Annotated in this window: 13 protein-coding genes and 1 tRNA gene; 13 read left to right on the top strand and 1 reads right to left on the bottom strand. The window is 72.6% G+C overall.

Going from position 1 to position 17,205, the window contains the following annotated elements; genetic code table 11:
- The first annotated feature begins 29 nt into the window (after window positions 1-29).
- The 4 genes from PED38_RS02745 to mfd all read left to right on the top strand — a co-directional run bounded on the left by PED38_RS02745 (window position 30) and on the right by mfd (window position 7,226).
- On the top strand, window positions 30-1,973 hold the full coding sequence (locus tag PED38_RS02745; protein WP_254654583.1) for a gluconokinase, GntK/IdnK-type: 1,944 nt from the start codon (window positions 30-32) through the stop codon (window positions 1,971-1,973).
- A gap of 170 nt (window positions 1,974-2,143) precedes the next feature.
- Complete coding sequence (locus tag PED38_RS02740; protein ID WP_063072542.1) at window positions 2,144-2,782, top strand: 50S ribosomal protein L25/general stress protein Ctc; 639 nt, start codon at window positions 2,144-2,146, stop codon at window positions 2,780-2,782.
- Window positions 2,783-2,917: 135 nt separating this feature from the next.
- On the top strand, window positions 2,918-3,505 hold the full coding sequence (gene pth, locus PED38_RS02735; RefSeq protein WP_063072543.1) for an aminoacyl-tRNA hydrolase: 588 nt from the start codon (window positions 2,918-2,920) through the stop codon (window positions 3,503-3,505).
- 88 nt (window positions 3,506-3,593) lie between these two features.
- Window positions 3,594-7,226: a transcription-repair coupling factor gene (gene mfd, locus PED38_RS02730; protein WP_063072544.1), complete on the top strand. Its 3,633-nt coding sequence runs from the start codon at window positions 3,594-3,596 to the stop codon at window positions 7,224-7,226.
- Here the strand turns inward: mfd and PED38_RS02725 are convergent.
- A complete protein-coding gene (locus PED38_RS02725) occupies window positions 7,209-8,381 on the bottom strand; it encodes a hypothetical protein (protein WP_270979608.1) in 1,173 nt (390 codons plus the stop codon). The genes mfd and PED38_RS02725 overlap by 18 nt on opposite strands.
- A gap of 165 nt (window positions 8,382-8,546) precedes the next feature.
- Here PED38_RS02725 and PED38_RS02720 point away from each other — a divergent pair, with 165 nt between their 5' ends.
- From PED38_RS02720 to PED38_RS02680, 9 genes are all read left to right on the top strand, one after another.
- Entirely contained in the window at window positions 8,547-9,269 is a 723-nt protein-coding gene (locus PED38_RS02720; protein WP_270979606.1) for a MazG family protein, read from the top strand.
- Window positions 9,270-9,531: 262 nt separating this feature from the next.
- Entirely contained in the window at window positions 9,532-10,167 is a 636-nt protein-coding gene (locus PED38_RS02715) for a TetR/AcrR family transcriptional regulator (protein WP_063072547.1), read from the top strand.
- Between the two features lie 62 nt (window positions 10,168-10,229).
- A complete protein-coding gene (gene hisS / locus PED38_RS02710) occupies window positions 10,230-11,537 on the top strand; it encodes a histidine--tRNA ligase (RefSeq protein ID WP_270979605.1) in 1,308 nt (435 codons plus the stop codon).
- A 116-nt stretch (window positions 11,538-11,653) separates the two neighbouring features.
- The gene (gene eno, locus PED38_RS02705) at window positions 11,654-12,934 is read left to right on the top strand and encodes a phosphopyruvate hydratase (protein WP_063072549.1); all 1,281 of its coding nucleotides are present in this window, start codon (window positions 11,654-11,656) and stop codon (window positions 12,932-12,934) included.
- Between the two features lie 175 nt (window positions 12,935-13,109).
- Window positions 13,110-13,673 (top strand): FtsB family cell division protein, encoded by a 564-nt coding sequence (locus tag PED38_RS02700; protein ID WP_270979604.1) that lies wholly within the window; start codon window positions 13,110-13,112, stop codon window positions 13,671-13,673.
- Window positions 13,670-14,185: a DUF501 domain-containing protein gene (locus PED38_RS02695; protein WP_063072557.1), complete on the top strand. Its 516-nt coding sequence runs from the start codon at window positions 13,670-13,672 to the stop codon at window positions 14,183-14,185. The genes PED38_RS02700 and PED38_RS02695 overlap by 4 nt, the downstream gene beginning before the upstream one ends.
- Window positions 14,182-15,480 (top strand): S8 family peptidase, encoded by a 1,299-nt coding sequence (locus PED38_RS02690; RefSeq protein ID WP_270979602.1) that lies wholly within the window; start codon window positions 14,182-14,184, stop codon window positions 15,478-15,480. Before PED38_RS02695 ends, PED38_RS02690 begins: the two co-directional genes overlap by 4 nt.
- Window positions 15,481-15,517: 37 nt before the next feature.
- Window positions 15,518-17,005, top strand: a complete 1,488-nt coding sequence (locus tag PED38_RS02685) for an NAD(P)/FAD-dependent oxidoreductase (RefSeq protein WP_063072559.1) — start codon at window positions 15,518-15,520, stop codon at window positions 17,003-17,005.
- Window positions 17,006-17,126: 121 nt separating this feature from the next.
- Window positions 17,127-17,200, top strand: a tRNA-Leu gene (locus tag PED38_RS02680).
- Window positions 17,201-17,205 lie beyond the last annotated feature (5 nt).

Below are 17,205 nucleotides of genomic sequence, written 5' to 3'. Positions count from 1 at the left end.
CGCACGAGTTCCTCACCGAACCGCAGGGAGTGATCCGCATCGACGCCGTCCGCCCGTTCCCGCCCGTGATCGTGATGGGGGTCTCCGGCTCCGGGAAGTCCACCGTGGGCGAGATCCTCGCGCAGGACGCCGGCGTCCCGTTCCTCGACGGCGACGACCTGCACCCCGAGTCGAACCGCCGCAAGATGGCCGAGGGCCACGCCCTCGACGACGACGACCGCCGCCCCTGGCTCGAGGAGGTGGGCCGCGCGCTCGCCGGTCGGCCCGAGGGCGGGCCCGTCGTCGCGTGCAGCGCGCTGAAGCGGGACTACCGCGACATCCTCCGCGCCGCCGCGCCCGACGCCGTCTTCGTTCACCTCGCCGGCGACCACGACCTGCTCGCCGAGCGCCTGGGCTCCCGCGAGGGCCACTTCATGCCGTCGAGCCTCCTCGCGTCGCAGCTGCGCACGCTCGAGCCGCTCGGCGACGACGAGCAGGGCATCACGCTCGACATCACCGACGACCCCGTCGCCCTCGCCGACGCCGCCGTGCGCGAGCTGCTCCCGGGCGGGCGCACGGCGTCGCCCGGGCGGCTCGACGACGCCCCCGCCACCTCGACGGAGCCCGCGGCCGCGGTGCCCGAGGCGGACGTCCCCGCGCTCGTGCGGGAGGCCAGATCCGACGACGACGTGCCCCGCGCCGACGCGGCCTCCCCGTCGACCGTCGCCGACGGCGCCCCCGCCGCCGCCGTGCACGAGCCCATCCGGGTCGCGATCGTCGGCTGCGGCGTCATCGGCACGCACCACGCGCGCGTCCTCGCCGAGCACCCCGACTTCCGGGTCGCGGCCCTCGTCGACGTCACCGACGCGACAGCCCAGGAGCTCGCGGACGTGGTCGTCGACGAGCTGCACGCGGAGCGCCCGCGGGTCTTCGCGCGCCTCGGCGACCTCATCCGCGAGGACGCCGCCGAGCTCGTCGTGATCTGCACCCCGAGCGGCCTGCACATCGGCCTCGCCGAGGAGGCGCTCGCCGCGGGGCTCCACGTGGTCATCGAGAAGCCGCTCGACGTCGACCTGGCTCGCGGTCGCCGCATCGCCGAGCTCGCGCGCGAGGCCGCCGGGCGGGGGATCCTCTCGACGGTCATCAGCCAGCACCGCTTCAACCCGTCGAGCGTCGTGGTCGACCGGGCCGTGCGCTCGGGCCGCCTCGGCCGCCTCACTTCCGCGGTCGCGAGCGCGCCGTGGTGGCGCAGCCAGGGCTTCTACGACTCCGGCCACTGGCGCGGTACCTGGGACCTCGACGGCGGCGGCGCCCTCATGAACCAGGGCGTCCACACGCTCGACCTGCTCGTCTCCTACCTCGGCCGCCCGGTCGAGGTCTACGCGCAGACGGCGCTGCTCGCGCACGACGGCATCGAGGTGGAGGACGTCGCGGTGGCCGTGATCCGCTTCGCGTCGGGCGCGCTCGCCACCATGCAGGCGACCACCGCCGGCTACCCGGGTCTCGACACCCGGGTGCAGGTGCAGGGCACGCGCGGATCCGCCGTGATCGAGGCCGGCTCCCTCACCTACTTCCACGCGGCGCCCGAGTCGGGCGTGCCCGCGCAGGCGGACGTGCGCAACGACGCCGAGCTCGAGATGCACGACGCCGACCTGCCGCGCTCGCCGCGCCTCGACAACACCTACCTCGAGGGGCACTACCGCCAGTACGACGACATCGCGGACGCGCTCCGCACCGGCCGCCCCGCGGGCGTCACGGTGGACGATGCGTTCCTCTCGCTCGCCACCGTGGTGAGCGTCTACGTGTCGGCCACGCTCGGCACCCCCGTCGCGTTCGAGGACGTCGTCGACGGCGTTCACGACGGCCTGCGCCTCCGCGTCGGGCAGTCGACGCCGCCCGCGCCGGGGTCTCCCGGGCCGGCCGACCCGTCGCCCGCCGCGCCCGCGTCCCGGCGCGACGACGGGACGTCGACCGGGGAGCCGTCCGTCCGGTAGCATCGGGGGTTGAACTTCGGCGAGGGATCGCGGGAGCCGTGCGCGAGCACGGCGGCGGTCCGTTATCGACGCGGTGGACGGGGCTCGCACCTCATTCCTCACGCGCAAGCGTTCGAGCAGACGACAAGCACACGACGCGAGCCCTCACGGGCCGCACTAGGAGCGACACCATGGTTGACAACAACCTCACCGCGGAGCTGCGCACGCAGTTCGGCAAGGGCGCGGCGCGCAAGATCCGCGCGGTCGGCAAGATCCCCGCGGTCATCTACGGCCACGGCACCGACCCGCAGCACGTCACGCTGCCGGGCCACGAGCTCATGCTCATCATCCGCAAGGCCAACCAGATCATCACGCTCGACATCGAGGGCACGCCGCAGCTGGCGCTCGTGAAGGACGTCCAGAAGGACCCGGTCCGCCAGATCATCGAGCACGTCGACCTCATCGTCGTCCGCCAGGGCGAGCGCGTCGAGGTCGAGGTCCCGATCCACGTCGAGGGCGAGTCCTACCCGGGCACGATCCACAGCCTCGAGAACACGTCCATCACGGTCGAGGTCGAGGCCACGCACATCCCCGAGAGCTTCGTCGTCTCCATCGAGGGCTTCGAGGACGGCACGCAGGTCACGGCCGGCCAGGTCACCCTGCCCGCCGGCGCCACGCTGGTCACCGACCCCGAGACGCTCGTGCTCGCGGTCTCCGTGCCCCAGCTCGACCTCACGACCGACGCCGAGGACGCGGCGGCCGAGGGCGACGCCGGTGTCGGCGTCACGGACGACGGCGCCACGGGCGACCAGTCGGGCGACGACAAGTAGCACCCGCCGCGGCCCCGGCCGCGCACGCACGACCAGCACCACGGAGCCCGTCGGCCGCCGTCCGGGACACCGGCCGCGGCCGGCGGGCTCCGCGCATCCGCCCCGGATGCGCATGATCGACCGAGGAGAGCGCACGTGGACGACCGGACCCTGCTCGTGGTCGGCCTCGGCAACCCCGGCCCGCAGTACGCGGGCACCCGGCACAACGTCGGGCAGATGGCCCTCGACGTGCTCGCCGACCGGATGCGCGCCACGTTCCGCTCGCACCGCGCCAACGCGCAGGTCGCCGAGGGCCGCGCGGTGCCCGGCGGGCCGAAGCTCATCCTCGCCAAGCCGAGCTCGTTCATGAACCTGTCCGGCGGCCCGGTCGCCAACCTCCTCAAGTACTTCTCGCTCGAGGCCTCCCAGCTCGTGGTCGCGCACGACGAGCTCGACATCCCGTTCGATGCGATGAAGCTCAAGCAGGGCGGCGGGCACGGCGGCCACAACGGCATCCGCGACATCATCTCCTCCGCCGGAACGGGCGACTTCACGCGCGTGCGCATCGGCATCGGCCGCCCGCCCGGTCGCCAGGACGCCGCCGACTTCGTGCTGAAGCCCTTCTCCTCCACCGAGCGGCAGGTGCTGCCGAACGTGCTCGAGGACGCGGCCGACGCCATCGAGATGATCGCCTCCGACGGCCTCATCGCCGCGCAGCTGCGCTTCCACACCGCCGCGTCCTGACCACCCGGCCCGCTCCCGTCCGGTGCGGGTCCGTCCGCCCTCGGCGGACGACGGCGAGCGTGTCGGCGGCGGCGCGTACGATTGTCGGGTGATCCTCCAGGGCTTGATCCCGGCGCTCTCGCGCGCCTCCACGTTCGACGACGCCCTCGCATCGGCCTCCCGCGACGCCGACTTCTCCCTCACCGAGGGGCTCCAGGGGCCGCTGCTCGCGGGGCTCCTGCGCCAGCGCATCCAGCGCGGCATCCCGGGGTGCCTGCTCGTCGTCACCGCCACCGGCCGCGAGTCGGAGGGCATGCGCCGCAGCCTCGACGCCGTGCTGCCGGATGCGGAGATCCTCGAGTTCCCGGCCTGGGAGACGCTGCCGCACGAGCGGCTCAGCCCGAGCGCCGAGATCGTCGGGAAGCGGATCCACGCCCTGCGCCGCATGGAGCAGTGGCACGCCGCGCTCGGCCAGGGCGCGCGCGAGGTCCCGGCCGACCAGGTGCGCCCGCTCGTCATCGTCGCCTCGGTGCGCGCCGCGCTGCAGCCCGTCGCCGACAACCTCACCGAGCTGCCGCCCGTGCAGCTCGCCACCGGCAGTCGCGGCCACGACCTGTCGGAGCTCGCGGTCCGCCTCGTCGACCTCGCGTACTCGCGCGTCGACATGGTCACGCGCCGCGGCGAGTTCGCGGTGCGCGGCGGCATCCTCGACGTCTTCCCGCCCGTCTCCGACCACCCCGTGCGCGTCGAGTTCTTCGGCGACGAGGTCGACCAGATGCGGCCCTTCGCGGTCGCCGACCAGCGCTCGCTGGAGGAGGAGATCACCTCGGTCGAGCTGCCGCCGAGCCGCGAGCTGCTGCTGAGCGCGCCCGTGCGCCAGCGCGCCCGCGAGATGCAGCACGAGTTCCCGAACCTGCAGCAGATGCTCGCGAAGATCGCGGAGGGCATCCCGGTGGAGGGCATGGAGTCGCTGGCGCCGGCGCTCGTCGACCGGCTCGTGCCGGTCACGCACTACCTCCCGGTGGACGCGGCCATCGCCGTCGTCTCGCCCGAGCGCGTCTCCACGCGCGCGCAGAGCCTGGCGGACACGAACCGCGAGTTCCTCGACGCCGCGTGGAACGCCGCCACCGCGGGAGCCCAGGCGCCCATCGACCTCGCGTCCGGCGACTTCCTCTCGCTCGGCCGCCTCCGGGATGCGCGCGGCCCGCGCCGCTGGTGGACCCTGTCCGGCTTCCAGGCCACCGACGTGCTCCCGGAGGATCTCGGCATCGACGAGGTCATGACCGTGCGCATCGACGCGGATCCCGTGCCGAGCTTCGCGGGCAACGCCGACGGCGCCATCGAGCACGTGCGCGAGCGCCTCGCCGCCGGGTGGAGCGTGGGCGTCGTGGCGCAGGGATCCGGCCTCGTCGAGCGTGCCGACACCGTGCTGCGCGAGGCGGGCGTGCCCGCGCGCGTGGTCGAGGAGTTCCCCGCCGAGCCCGAGCCCGGCATCGCCTACCTGCTGCGCTCCGCGATCGACGCGGGCTTCGAGATGCCCGAGGTGAAGCTCGCGCTCCTCACCGAGAGCGAGTTCTACGGACGCGCCGCCGGCTACGACAGCCGCCAGGTCAAGAAGCTCGCCACCCGGCGCAAGAACGTGGTGGATCCCCTGCAGCTCAAGACCGGCGACCACGTCGTGCACACCACGCACGGCATCGGGAAGTTCGTGGAGCTGACGCAGCGCGAGGTCTCCTCGGGCGGGCGCAACGCCGTGAAGACGCGGCGCGAGTACCTCGTCATCGAGTACGCGCCCTCGAAGCGCGGCTACCCGGGCGACAAGCTCTTCGTGCCCACCGACCAGCTCGACCTCCTCAGCCGCTACGTCGGCGGGGAGGAGCCCGCCCTCAGCAAGATGGGCGGCAGCGACTGGGCCGCCGCCAAGGGCAAGGCGCGCCGGGCCGTCCGCGACATCGCCGTCGAGCTCGTGAAGCTCTACTCCGCGCGCATGGCGTCGCGCGGGCACTCCTTCCCGCCGGACACCCCGTGGCAGCGCGAGCTCGAGGAGGCGTTCCCCTTCATGGAGACGCCCGACCAGCTCACCGTCATCGACGAGGTCAAGCGCGACATGGAGAGCCCCATCCCGATGGACCGCCTCGTCTCCGGCGACGTCGGCTTCGGCAAGACCGAGATCGCGGTGCGCGCCGCGTTCAAGGCCGTGCAGGACGGCAAGCAGGTCGTGATGCTCGTGCCCACGACGCTCCTCGTGAAGCAGCACTTCGAGACGTTCTCCGAGCGCTTCGCCGGGTTCCCCGTGCACCTGCGCCAGCTCAGCCGCTTCCAGACCGACAAGGAGTCGCGCGAGACCATCAAGGGCCTGGAGGACGGCTCCGTCGACGTGGTCATCGGCACGCACCGCCTGCTCACGGGCAGCATCGCGTTCAAGGACGTGGGGCTCGTCATCATCGACGAGGAGCAGCGGTTCGGCGTCGAGCACAAGGACGCGCTGAAGAAGCTGAAGGCCAACGTCGACATCCTCGCGATGTCGGCCACGCCGATCCCGCGCACGCTCGAGATGGCGGTCACGGGCATCCGCGAGATGTCGACGCTCGCGACGCCGCCGGAGGACCGGCACCCGATCCTCACCTTCGTGGGCCCGAACAGCGAGAAGCAGATCGCCGCCGCCATCCGCCGCGAGCTGCTGCGCGAGGGTCAGGTGTTCTTCGTGCACAACCGCGTCTCGAGCATCAACCGCGTCGCGTCCGAGCTCGCCGAGCTCGTGCCCGAGGCGCGCGTCGCCGTGGCGCACGGGAAGATGAGCGAGGCGATGCTGGAGCAGGTCATCGTCGACTTCTGGGAGCGCAAGTTCGACGTGCTCGTGTCGACCACCATCATCGAGACCGGCCTCGACATCGCCAACGCGAACACGCTCATCATCGACCGGGCCGACAAGTACGGCCTCAGCCAGCTGCACCAGCTGCGCGGGCGCGTCGGCCGCGGCCGGGAGCGCGCGTACGCGTACTTCCTCTACGACGCCGACAAGCCGCTCTCCGAGACCGCGCACGACCGGCTGTCCACCATCGCGGCGAACAACGAGCTGGGGTCGGGCATGCAGGTCGCGCTCAAGGACCTCGAGATCCGCGGCGCGGGCAACCTGCTGGGCGGCGAGCAGTCCGGCCACATCCAGGGCGTGGGCTTCGACCTCTACCTGCGCATGATCGGCGAGGCCGTCTCCACGTTCCGCGGCGACGTCGCCGAGGGCCAGACCGAGCTGCGGCTCGAGCTGCCGGTGGACGCGCACATCCCCGAGGAGTACGTCGACAGCGAGCGGCTGCGCCTCGAGGCGTACCAGAAGCTCTCCACCGCGGCCTCGCCCACGGCCACGGACGACCAGATCGACCGGGTCATCGAGGAGCTCTCCGACCGCTACGGCGAGCCGCCCGTGGAGGTCGACAACCTCGTGCGCGTCTCGCGCCTGCGTCGCGTCGCGCAGCGGGCCGGGCTCAGCGAGGTCGTCGCGATGGGGCCGAACCTCCGCATCGCGCCGGCCGACCTCGCCGACAGCAAGCAGGTGCGCCTGCAGCGCATGTACCCGGGCAGCAAGCTGTTCGCGCAGACGAACGCCGTGACGGTGCCGCTGCCGAAGCGCGACGGCGAGCCGCTCCCCGACGCCGAGCTCGTGGACTGGGTGAGGCAGCTGCTCGACGCCGTCTTCACGGTGGAGCCGGCGCCGGCGGCGAAGGAGTCAGCGCCGAAGGCGTGATAGGAGGCGGGCGATCACGTCGTTTCCCGGGGCGCCGCCGACCCGGCGTGGGGAGCGAGCGCAACGGACGCAGTGGTTCACCTGAGCTAGGAATTGGGCTTGGGCTTGGGCCACAGTCGCGGTCTCCGCATCCCGAGCCTTGAGTCGGCTGACTCTGGCCTCTAATCGTGTGACCGCCTGACCGACATTTCTTTTGTAAATGCCCGCCAGGGCTCCGGAAAGAGAAACATCAATAATCCATTGGGGAGTCTCGGCGGGAAGCCGAAGAAAGAGCGCGGGTGCTGCGAGCTTGATGAAGAGGATGAGCAGGCCTTCTGCATCGCCGACTCCGGAGGTCGCGAGGATGCTGAGATCGACTATCGCGAACATCATCACGTACATCAGATAGGCTGCAACTCTTATGGCGAACGCGCCAAGGCGCTTCTCCGTCACGAGAGTGTCTGCGCTCAGCTCCATCAGGAGGATCAAGGCCATGGTCGAGTATGCGCTCGACAGGCCGAAGGCAGTCCAGAACGGGAGACCATGCTGTCCGGCTACGGCTGCGGTTCCCCACCCCATGAGCACTCCGTACGCGCAGGTCGTCGCGTATGCGATCGCTGTGGTGCTAGCCGCCGCCGGGGCGTCTTCCTTACGTTCTTTTGCACTCTTCAGGCTCGCTTGGGTGTCCTTGAGCTGCACCGCGAAATCGGGCACGATGTAACGACCGATTTCGACCCCAAAATACCAGCATGCGATCCCCGTAGGGATGGTCACAACCAACAGTGGAGCTGTTTCGGGCGCGACGATCACCGCGGCTATCTCGAATACGCAGAGTGCGAGCGCGGCTGACGCGAAGAGCACCCCTATCCAGCCGACGCTTCTGCGAATACTCGCCTTGTGTCGTTGGCTTTCGAAGGTGGCTTGGCCCCCGACCGAGATTCCAAAGAGCACGAGGGTCGTCGCGAGGAACAGCGAGTTCGCGGCGATCGACGAAGGGTTGAGTGCCTTGCCCCATTCGGCAATCCACTCGAACCGCAGTGGCTGTTGGCTAGACCCGGAATTCCGCAGACCTGCGACGGATACTCCCACGAAGAACAACATCACCGTTCCCGCGGACGTGCGGATGTGCACGTCGCGCCGTCGTGCCGGAAGTGCGTCTGTCTGGTTCTCTGTCACAAGGTCTCCTCGCCTGCTCCTCTGGCAAAGAAGGTACTAGTGGCAATACGGCTCGCAAATCTGGTTCCTACGAGCCGAAGGGGGCACGAGAGTGTGCCTGGGACTCCGCGCCGCCCAGGGGCGAAGGGACCCGAACCGCATAGACCCCGATGCGAGACTGGCCGGATGAGCGAGCCCGCGATCCCGTCCGCATCCGCCGCCCCCGCCCCCGCATCCGACCCGAGCGAGGCCGTCGCCGTCGCCGCCCTCGCCGACGCCATGGCCGCGCTCCGCGCGCCCGACGGCTGCGTGTGGAACCGGGAGCAGACGCATCGCTCGCTCGTGCCGTACCTCATCGAGGAGAGCCACGAGCTGGTCGAGGCGATCGAGACCGGCGACGTGGAGGGCATGCGCGAGGAGCTCGCCGACGTGCTCCTCCAGGTGGTCTTCCACGCCGACATCGCGCGCACGGAGGGGGAGGGCTTCGACCTCGCCGACGTCGCGCGCACCGCCACGGACAAGATGGTGCGCCGCCACCCGCACGTGTTCGGCGACGAGCGCGCCGACACCGTGGAGGAGGTCCTCCGCGTCTGGGGCGCCGCCAAGGACCGGGAGAAGTCGGCCCGCACGAGCGTGCTCGACGGGATCCCCGCGGGCATGCCGCCGCTCGCGCTCGCCGACAAGCTGCTCGGCAGAGCGGAGCGGATCGGCCTGCTCGACCCCGACGCGCCCGCGGCCATCCCGGTGGACGACGAGGACGACCTCGGCCGGCTGCTGCTCGCGGTCGTGGTGTCGGCGAGATCGCGCGGGCTCGACGCGGAGCGCGCGCTGCGGACGACGCTGCGGTCGCTCACGGACGAGATCCGCGCGGCCGAGCCGCCGCGCGAGGTGGATCCCGCCGGGAGCTGACACCCGGCGGGGCACGGGATCGGGCAGGGGCTCGGGCTCGGGCGTCGAGGCGAGGTCGAGCCGGGCCCGGCCGGCGTCGGGAGCGCCGACGCGGGCCGGAGCGCGTGACGCGTCGTCCGGCCCGCGGGGGCGCGGCCCGGGATTTACCCGATCCCGGGGCGCCTGGTCCGCCGCATCCACCCGAAGGAGACGGCGGACAGTCCGAGCCCCACCACCGTACGGGCCTTCGTCGAGCGTCCATCACAGGCGTTATGGTGACGGGGTGGCAGCTCCGGATCCGCATCGCCGCCAGGACCTGCTGGCCCACATCCTCGACCACCTCCGCACGCACCCGCTCCAGTCGGTGACCTTCCGCGGCCTCGCCGAGGCGCTCGGCGAGAGCACCTTCGTGCTCGTCTACCACTTCGGATCCAAGGCGCGGCTGCTCGAGGCGGCGATGGACGCGATCGACGTGCGCCAGGCGGAGATGGTGGACGGCGATCCGCGCGCGATCCCCGCCACCGAGCTGCGCGCCTGGGCGACGCAGGCGTGGCGCTGGCGGCTCACCGACGTCAACCGCGACTTCCAGCGGCTCGAGTTCGAGGCCGCGCTCCTCCGCAGCCGCGACGGCCAGGTGCGCCCGGACGCCATCGCGAGCGTCGCCGCGTGGCGGCGCTTCGGGCTCGACTGGATGACGGCGCACGGCGTACCCGAGGACGTCGCCGTCGACACGGCCGACCTCCTCCAGGCCGGGTCGTACGGCCTCCAGTTCGACTTCGTGATCTCCGGCGACCGCGTCCGGGCCATGCGCGGCTTCGAGGCGCTCGTCGACGCGTTCGTCCCGCGCATCCGGCCGTGGCTCGACCTGCCGGACCGCCCGCGCGCCCCCGGCTCGCCCGACCGGCACCGCGCCGACTGACCGCGCGCCGCGCCGACTGAGGGCGCGCCGGACGCCCGCCCGCCGCCTGACAGAATCGGGGGATGCCCCAGCAGATCACGCCGCCCCGCGGCATGCGCGACTTCCTGCCCGCCGAGAAGGCCCGCCGCGAGCAGGCGCTCGCCATCATCCGCCGCACCTACCGCGCGCACGGCTTCGACGAGATCGAGACGCCCGTCGTGGAGGAGTCCGGCCGGCTGCACGCGGGCCTCGGCGGTGACAACGAGAAGCTCGCCTACTCGGTGCTGAAGCGCGGCCTCTCGGGCGACGACCTGCACGCGGCCGCCGACGCGGGCGACGTGCTCGCCCTGTCCGACCTCGGCCTCCGCTTCGACCTCACGGTGCCGCTCGCGCGGTTCTACGCCTCGCACCGCGCGGAGCTGCCGGGCGTCTTCCGGTCGATCCAGGCCGCGCCCGTCTGGCGCGCCGAGCGCCCGCAGAAGGGCCGCTACCGCCAGTTCATGCAGTGCGACATCGACATCATCGGCGAGGCCGGCCAGCTGGCCGAGGTCGAGCTGATCTCCGCCACCGCGGCCACGCTCGCGGCGCTCGGCCTCACGGGCTGCACCATCCGGGTCAACGACCGGCGCCTCCTCGCCGGGATCCTCGACTTCTGCGGCTTCGCGCCCGACCGGCAGGCGCAGGCGCTCATCAGCATCGACAAGCTCGACAAGATCGGCGCCGCGGGCGTCGTGGCGGAGCTCGCCGAGGGCGGGGCAGACGCGGCGGCCGTGCTCGGCGGGATCCTCGAGCGCATCGAGCCCGCGCTCGCCGACGGCGGCGTGCCGCTCACGACCGAGGCGATCACCGCGATCCTCCCCGCCGGCGTCGACCCCGACGCGGTGGCCGACCTCGAGACCCTGGCGGACGCGCTCGTCGGCCTGCCCGAGGGCGTCACGCTCCGCTTCGACCCGACCCTCGTGCGCGGCATGGGCTACTACACGGGCACGATCTTCGAGATCGCGCACCCGGCATCCGGCAGCTCGGTGGGCGGCGGCGGCCGCTACGACGGCATGATCGGCCGGTTCCTCGGCCAGGACGTGCCGGCCGCGGGCTTCTCCATCGGCTTCGAGCGGATCGTCGACCTGGCCGTCCTCCCCGCCGCGGAGGACGCCGACGCGATCGCCCTCGTGCACGACCGGCGCGCGCCCGTCGCGGTGCTCGCGCGCCTCAAGGCCGAGCTCGTGGCGTCCGGGCGCCGGGTGCGGCTGGAGCCGCGGCCGAAGAACGTCGCGCCGCTCCTCGAGGCGCTCAAGCAGCAGGGCTTCCGCACGTTCGCGGCCGTCGACGCCGACACGGCGGATGCCGCGAGCCTCCAGGAGCGCTCGCTCGACGGCGGCCCGCGCGGCTGATCCGTCACCTGCGCGACACCTGCGCGGGGGCGCCGTCGCCCGCGGCCCGCGAGGGGCCCGCGGCTAGGATGGACCCGACTTCCCACCCCCCCACCGCAACGCAAGGAGACCATTCCGTGGCAGCCATCGAAGCAGTCAACGCACGCGAGATCCTCGACTCCCGGGGCAACCCGACCGTCGAGGTCGAGGTGCTCCTCGAGGACGGCACGTTCACGCGTGCCGCCGTCCCGTCCGGCGCCTCCACCGGCGCGTTCGAGGCGTACGAGCTGCGCGACGGCGACGCGGGCCGCTACCTGGGCAAGGGCGTCCAGAAGGCCGTGGCAGCGGTGCGCGACGAGATCGCCCCCGCCATCCAGGACCTCGACGCGGCCGACCAGCGCATCATCGACGCCACGATGATCGAGCTCGACGGCACCGAGAACAAGTCCCGCCTCGGCGCCAACGCGCTCCTCGGCGTCTCCCTCGCGGTGGCGAAGGCCGCGGCCGACTCGGCCGAGCTGCCCCTCTACCGCTACCTCGGCGGCCCGAACGCGCACACGCTCCCCGTCCCGATGCTCAACGTCATCAACGGCGGCTCGCACGCCGACACCAACGTCGACATCCAGGAGTTCATGCTCCTCCCCGTCGGCGCGTCCACCTTCTCCGAGGGCCTGCGCTGGGGCGTCGAGACGTACCACGCGCTCAAGAGCCTGCTGAAGGAGAAGGGCCTGTCCACCGGCCTCGGCGACGAGGGCGGCTTCGCCCCGAACCTCGACAGCAACCGCGCCGCGCTCGACCTGCTCATGGAGGCCATCGAGTCCGCCGGCTTCACCGCCGGCAAGCAGATCGCGCTCGGCCTCGACGTCGCGTCCAGCGAGTTCTACTCCGACGGCGCCTACACGTTCGAGGGCCAGAAGGTCGACGCGGCGCACCTGACCGCGTACTTCGCGGACCTCGTCGCGTCCTACCCCCTCATCACCATCGAGGACCCGCTGGACGAGGACGACTGGGCCGGCTACGACCACTTCACCGCCGAGCTCGGCTCGAAGGTGCAGATCGTCGGCGACGACCTCTTCGTCACGAACCCGAAGCGCCTGGCCGACGGCATCACGCGCGGCGTCGCCAACTCGATCCTCGTGAAGGTCAACCAGATCGGCACGCTCACCGAGACGCTCGACGCGGTCGCCCTCGCGCAGCGCAGCGGCTACACCACGGTGCTCTCGCACCGCTCGGGCGAGACCGAGGACACCACCATCGCCGACCTCGCGGTCGCGGTGGAGGCGGGCCAGATCAAGACCGGCGCCCCCGCCCGCAGCGAGCGCGTCGCGAAGTACAACCAGCTCCTCCGCATCGAGCAGGACCTCGGCGCCGCCGCGGTCTACGCCGGTCGCGGCGCCTTCCCGCGCTTCCAGGGCTGATCCGCCCGGTCGGCCCGCGCCCTCGGGGGCGGGCGGACCGGCGGCGCACCACCGACGACGCGGCGGGGCGGCGGGCCAGGAGGCCCGCCGTCCCGCCGCCGCCGTCCCGCCGCATCGCGGCACAGGCACCCGCACCACCGCGACACCCGCACCACCGACACACGAAGGAGGACCGATGGCCCGCTTCCCCGGCCTCGACGCCCTCCGGTCCCGCCGGTCCGAGCGCCCGCGCACCGAGCGCGTCCCCGTCACCCTGCCCGACGGCGACGCGCCCGCCGGCAACTGGCTCCGCAGCATGCGCTTCTCCGGGTTCTCCGCGATGGTGCTCGTGCTCCTCGTCCTCACGGTCGTGGTCCTCGCGCCGGGCCTGCGCATCTACCTCGAGCAGCGCCAGCAGCTGAGCAGCCTGCAGAGCGCGGTCGACGCGCAGAAGCAGACCATCGCGCAGCTCCAGGACCAGCGCGCCCGCTACGACGACCCCGCCTTCCTCAAGGCGCAGGTGCGCGACCGCCTCTTCTACGTGATGCCCGGCGAGACCAGCTACCTCGTGCGCGGCCTGCCCGCGACGGGCGGCCAGGCGGCGGCCACCACCACCCCGGACGGCGCCCCCATCAGCGACGACCTGCAGGAGACGAAGCAGGACTGGGTCCAGGCCCTCCTCGGCTCCGCCCTCACCAGCGGACTCAGCGACACCCCGCCCGAACAGCTCCAGGGATCCGTCCAGGGAGGCGACCAGTGACCCGACCCCCCTTCGACCCGCCCTCCGAGCGCGACGTCCGCGTCGTGTCCGCCCAGCTCGGCCGTCCCGCCCGCGACGTCGTCGGCATCGCCGCGCGCTGCGTCTGCGGCAACCCCACCGTGGTGAGCACGGCCCCGCGCCTCAGCGACGGCACGCCGTTCCCCACGCTCTACTACCTGTGCCACCCCGCGGCCACCGCCGCGATCTCGCACCTCGAGGCCGAGCACGTCATGGCGGAGCTCCAGGACGACCTCGCGGAGGACGAAGCCATGCGCGACGCGTACGCCGCGGCCCACGCGTCCTATCTCGCGGACCGCGAGTCGATCCTCGTCGTGCCGGAGCTCGCGGGCGTCTCCGCGGGCGGCATGCCCGTGCGCGTCAAGTGCCTGCACGCCCTCGCCGGCCACGCGCTGGCTGCGGGCCCGGGCGTGAACCCCATCGGCGACATCGCGCTGGCCCGCGCCTCCTGGTCGCCGGACGTCTGCGAGTGCGCCGACCACGACGCCGCATGATCCGCGGACGCGCCGGCCGGGCCCGCGCCGCCGGCACGCCCGCCGGGTCGCCGCATCGCGCCGCCCGCGGGCTGGTCGTCGCGGTGCTCGCGCTCGCCTCCGTGCTGGCCGCCGCGTCGCCCGCGGTCGCGGATCCCGTGCGCGAGCGGGAGTACTGGCTCGCCGACTACGGCGTCCAGCGCGCGTGGAGCACGACGCGCGGCGAGGGCGTGAAGGTCGCCGTCATCGACACGGGCGTCGACGCCTCGGTCGCGGACCTGCGCGGCGCGGTCGTCGGCGGCACGGACGTCTCGGGCGTCGGATCCGCGGGGGGCACCCGGCCGGTCGGCGCCTCCAGCGAGCACGGCACGATGGTCGCCTCGCTCCTGGCCGGCCGCGGCACCGGCACGGGCTCCGGCGTGATCGGCGTCGCCCCCGCGGCCAGCATCCTCAGCGTCTCGGTCGCGCTCGGCGGGCCGACGCCGGGCGCGCGCGACGAGGACGCGCAGATCGCCGACGCCGTGCGCTGGGCCGTCGACAACGGCGCGAGCGTCATCAACATGTCCCTCACCCGCAACTCGCTCGACTGGCCGGAGAGCTGGGACCGTGCCTTCCTCTACGCGTACCAGCACGACGTCGTGGTGGTCGCGGCGGCCGGCAACCGGGGGAGCGGCACGACCGAGGTCGGCGCGCCCGCCACGATCCCGGGCGTGCTCGCGGTCGCGGGCGTCGACCGGTCGGGTGCCGCCAGCTTCGACGCGTCGTCGCAGGGCATCACCATCGCGGTCGCGGCGCCCAGCGAGCAGCTCGTGGGCGTCGCCCCGGGCGGCGGCTACGTGCAGTGGAGCGGCACGAGCGGGGCGGCGCCGCTCGTCTCCGGCGTGGTCGCGCTCGTGCGGGCCGCGCATCCGGAGCTGAAGGCCGACGACGTGGTCGAGCGGGTGCTCGCCACCGCCCGGCAGAAGGGGCAGCCCGAGATCTACGGCCGCGGGCTCGTCGACGCGGCCGCCGCCGTGACCGCCGACGTCGCGCCCGCCAGCGGCAAGCCGCTCGGCGACCTCGAGGAGTGGGTGCGCCTGTACCGTCGCGCGCCCGTCGCGACGCCGACGCCGGACGCGGGAGCCACGGCGGATCCGGCCCCCACGGTGCCCGCGGACGCCGCGCCCGCCGACCCCGCCGCCGACCCGCTGCCGACCGTGGGCGCGCTCCGGCAGGCGGGGATCCCGGCCCTCGTCCTGTCCCTCTTCGCCGGCGCGGCGGCGGCGATGTCCGTGGTGGCCGTGCGGCATTTCAGACGGCTGCTCCGGAGGGAGTAGCCTGATTCCGACCACAATCTGCAGGGAGTCATCCATCGTGCCCAAAATCCTGATCGTCGGCGGCGGCTACGCCGGTTTCTACACGGCATGGAAGCTCGAGTCGCACCTCCGATCCGGCGAGGCCGAGGTCACCATGGTCGACCCGCTGCCGTACATGACGTACCAGCCGTTCCTGCCCGAGGTCGTCTCCGGATCCATCGAGCCGCGCCACGCCGTGGTGTCCCAGCGACGCCACCTGCGCACCACCAACGTCGTCACCGCCAAGGTGACCGGCATCGACCACGCGTCGAAGACGGCGACCATCACGCCGCCCGTGGGCGAGCCGTACGAGTTCTCCTACGACATCATCGTCGTCACCGCGGGCAGCGTCTCCCGCACGTTCCCGATCCCGGGCGTCGCGGACGAGGCCATCGGCCTGAAGACCATCGAGGAGGCCGTCGCCATCCGCGACCGCATCTTCGCGAACTTCGACCGCGCGGCCACCCTCCCGGCCGGGCCCGAGCGCGAGCGCCTCCTCACCTTCGTGGTGGTCGGCGGCGGCTTCGCGGGCATCGAGGTGTTCGCCGAGATGCGCAGCATCGCGACCGACCTCGTGAAGAAGTACCCCGAGATCGACTTCGAGGACACGCACTTCCACCTCATCGAGGCGATGGGCCGCATCATGCCCGAGGTGTCGCTCGAGACCAGCCACTGGGTGCTCAAGAACCTCGCCGAGCGCGGCGCGCTCGTGCACCTCGACACGCAGCTCAAGTCCGCCGTCGGCGGCGTCGTCGAGCTGTCGACCGGCGAGTCGTTCGAGTCCGACGTCATCGTCTGGACCGCGGGCGTCATGGCCAGCCCCATGCTCAAGAACACCGACCTCCCCATCGAGGAGCGCGGGCGCCTGCGCGTGCGCGCCGACGGTCGCGTCGAGGGAGACGACGGCATCGTCGCGGACGCCTGGGGCGCCGGCGACGTGGCGGCCACCCCCGACCTCACGGGCGGCGGCGTCGGCGGCTTCTGCGTGCCCAACGCGCAGCACGCCGTCCGCCAGGGCAAGCTCATGGCGAAGAACCTCACCGCGAGCATCCGCGGCGAGGGCATCACCGACTACTTCCACAAGAACCTCGGCGCCGTCGCGGGCCTGGGCCTCTACCAGGGCGCGTTCCAGTCCGGCAAGCTCGGCATCACCGGCTTCCCCGCCTGGGTCATGCACCGCGGCTACCACGGGCTCGCGATCCCGTCCTTCGAGCGCAAGGCGCGCGTCGTCACGGGCTGGCTGAACAACCTCGTCTGGGGTCGCGACATCGTCTCCCTCGAGGCGCGCGAGACCCCCCGCACCGCGTTCGAGACGTTCGCGTCGCGCCCGCGCCCCGCCGCGGATGCCGCTCCGGCCGCCCCCGCGAAGAAGGAGGAGGCGCCGGCCAAGAAGGCCGCCGAGGAGAAGGCCGACGCCCCCACCGAGGGCGAGAAGTCCCCGGCGCTCGCGGGCAGCTACAGCTCCTCGCCCAGCGCGGAGACGCAGGACGAGGACCGCACGGCCTGATCCGCGTGACGCTCTAGCTCCACCGACGACGGCCCGCAGGCATCCGCTTGCGGGCCGTCGTCGTGCGTGGGCGCCGGATCCGCTCGCCGACCGTAGGCTGTCGGGAGCGCCCCGGCGCCATGCCCCCGTAGTCCAATTGGCAGAGACGGGCGACTTAAAATCGCCGCAGTGTCGGTTCGAGTCCGACCGGGGGTACTGCT

Origin of the sequence: Clavibacter sp. CT19 (assembly GCF_027858075.1) — a bacterium.
GTDB lineage: Bacteria > Actinomycetota > Actinomycetes > Actinomycetales > Microbacteriaceae > Clavibacter > Clavibacter tessellarius_A.
The sequence above is the reverse complement of the archived record's forward strand: the minus strand, read 5'-3'. Positions and strand labels throughout refer to the sequence as shown.

Bases quoted from the DNA above. Each gene is read 5' to 3' on its own strand.
- PED38_RS02720 (WP_270979606.1), top strand. From the start codon at position 8,547: ATGAGCGAGCCCGCGATCCCGTCCGCATCCGCCGCCCCCGCCCCCGCA.
- PED38_RS02690 (WP_270979602.1), top strand. From the start codon at position 14,182: ATGATCCGCGGACGCGCCGGCCGGGCCCGCGCCGCCGGCACGCCCGCC.
- PED38_RS02740 (WP_063072542.1), top strand. From the start codon at position 2,144: ATGGTTGACAACAACCTCACCGCGGAGCTGCGCACGCAGTTCGGCAAG.
- PED38_RS02700 (WP_270979604.1), top strand. From the start codon at position 13,110: ATGGCCCGCTTCCCCGGCCTCGACGCCCTCCGGTCCCGCCGGTCCGAG.
- hisS (WP_270979605.1), top strand. From the start codon at position 10,230: ATGCCCCAGCAGATCACGCCGCCCCGCGGCATGCGCGACTTCCTGCCC.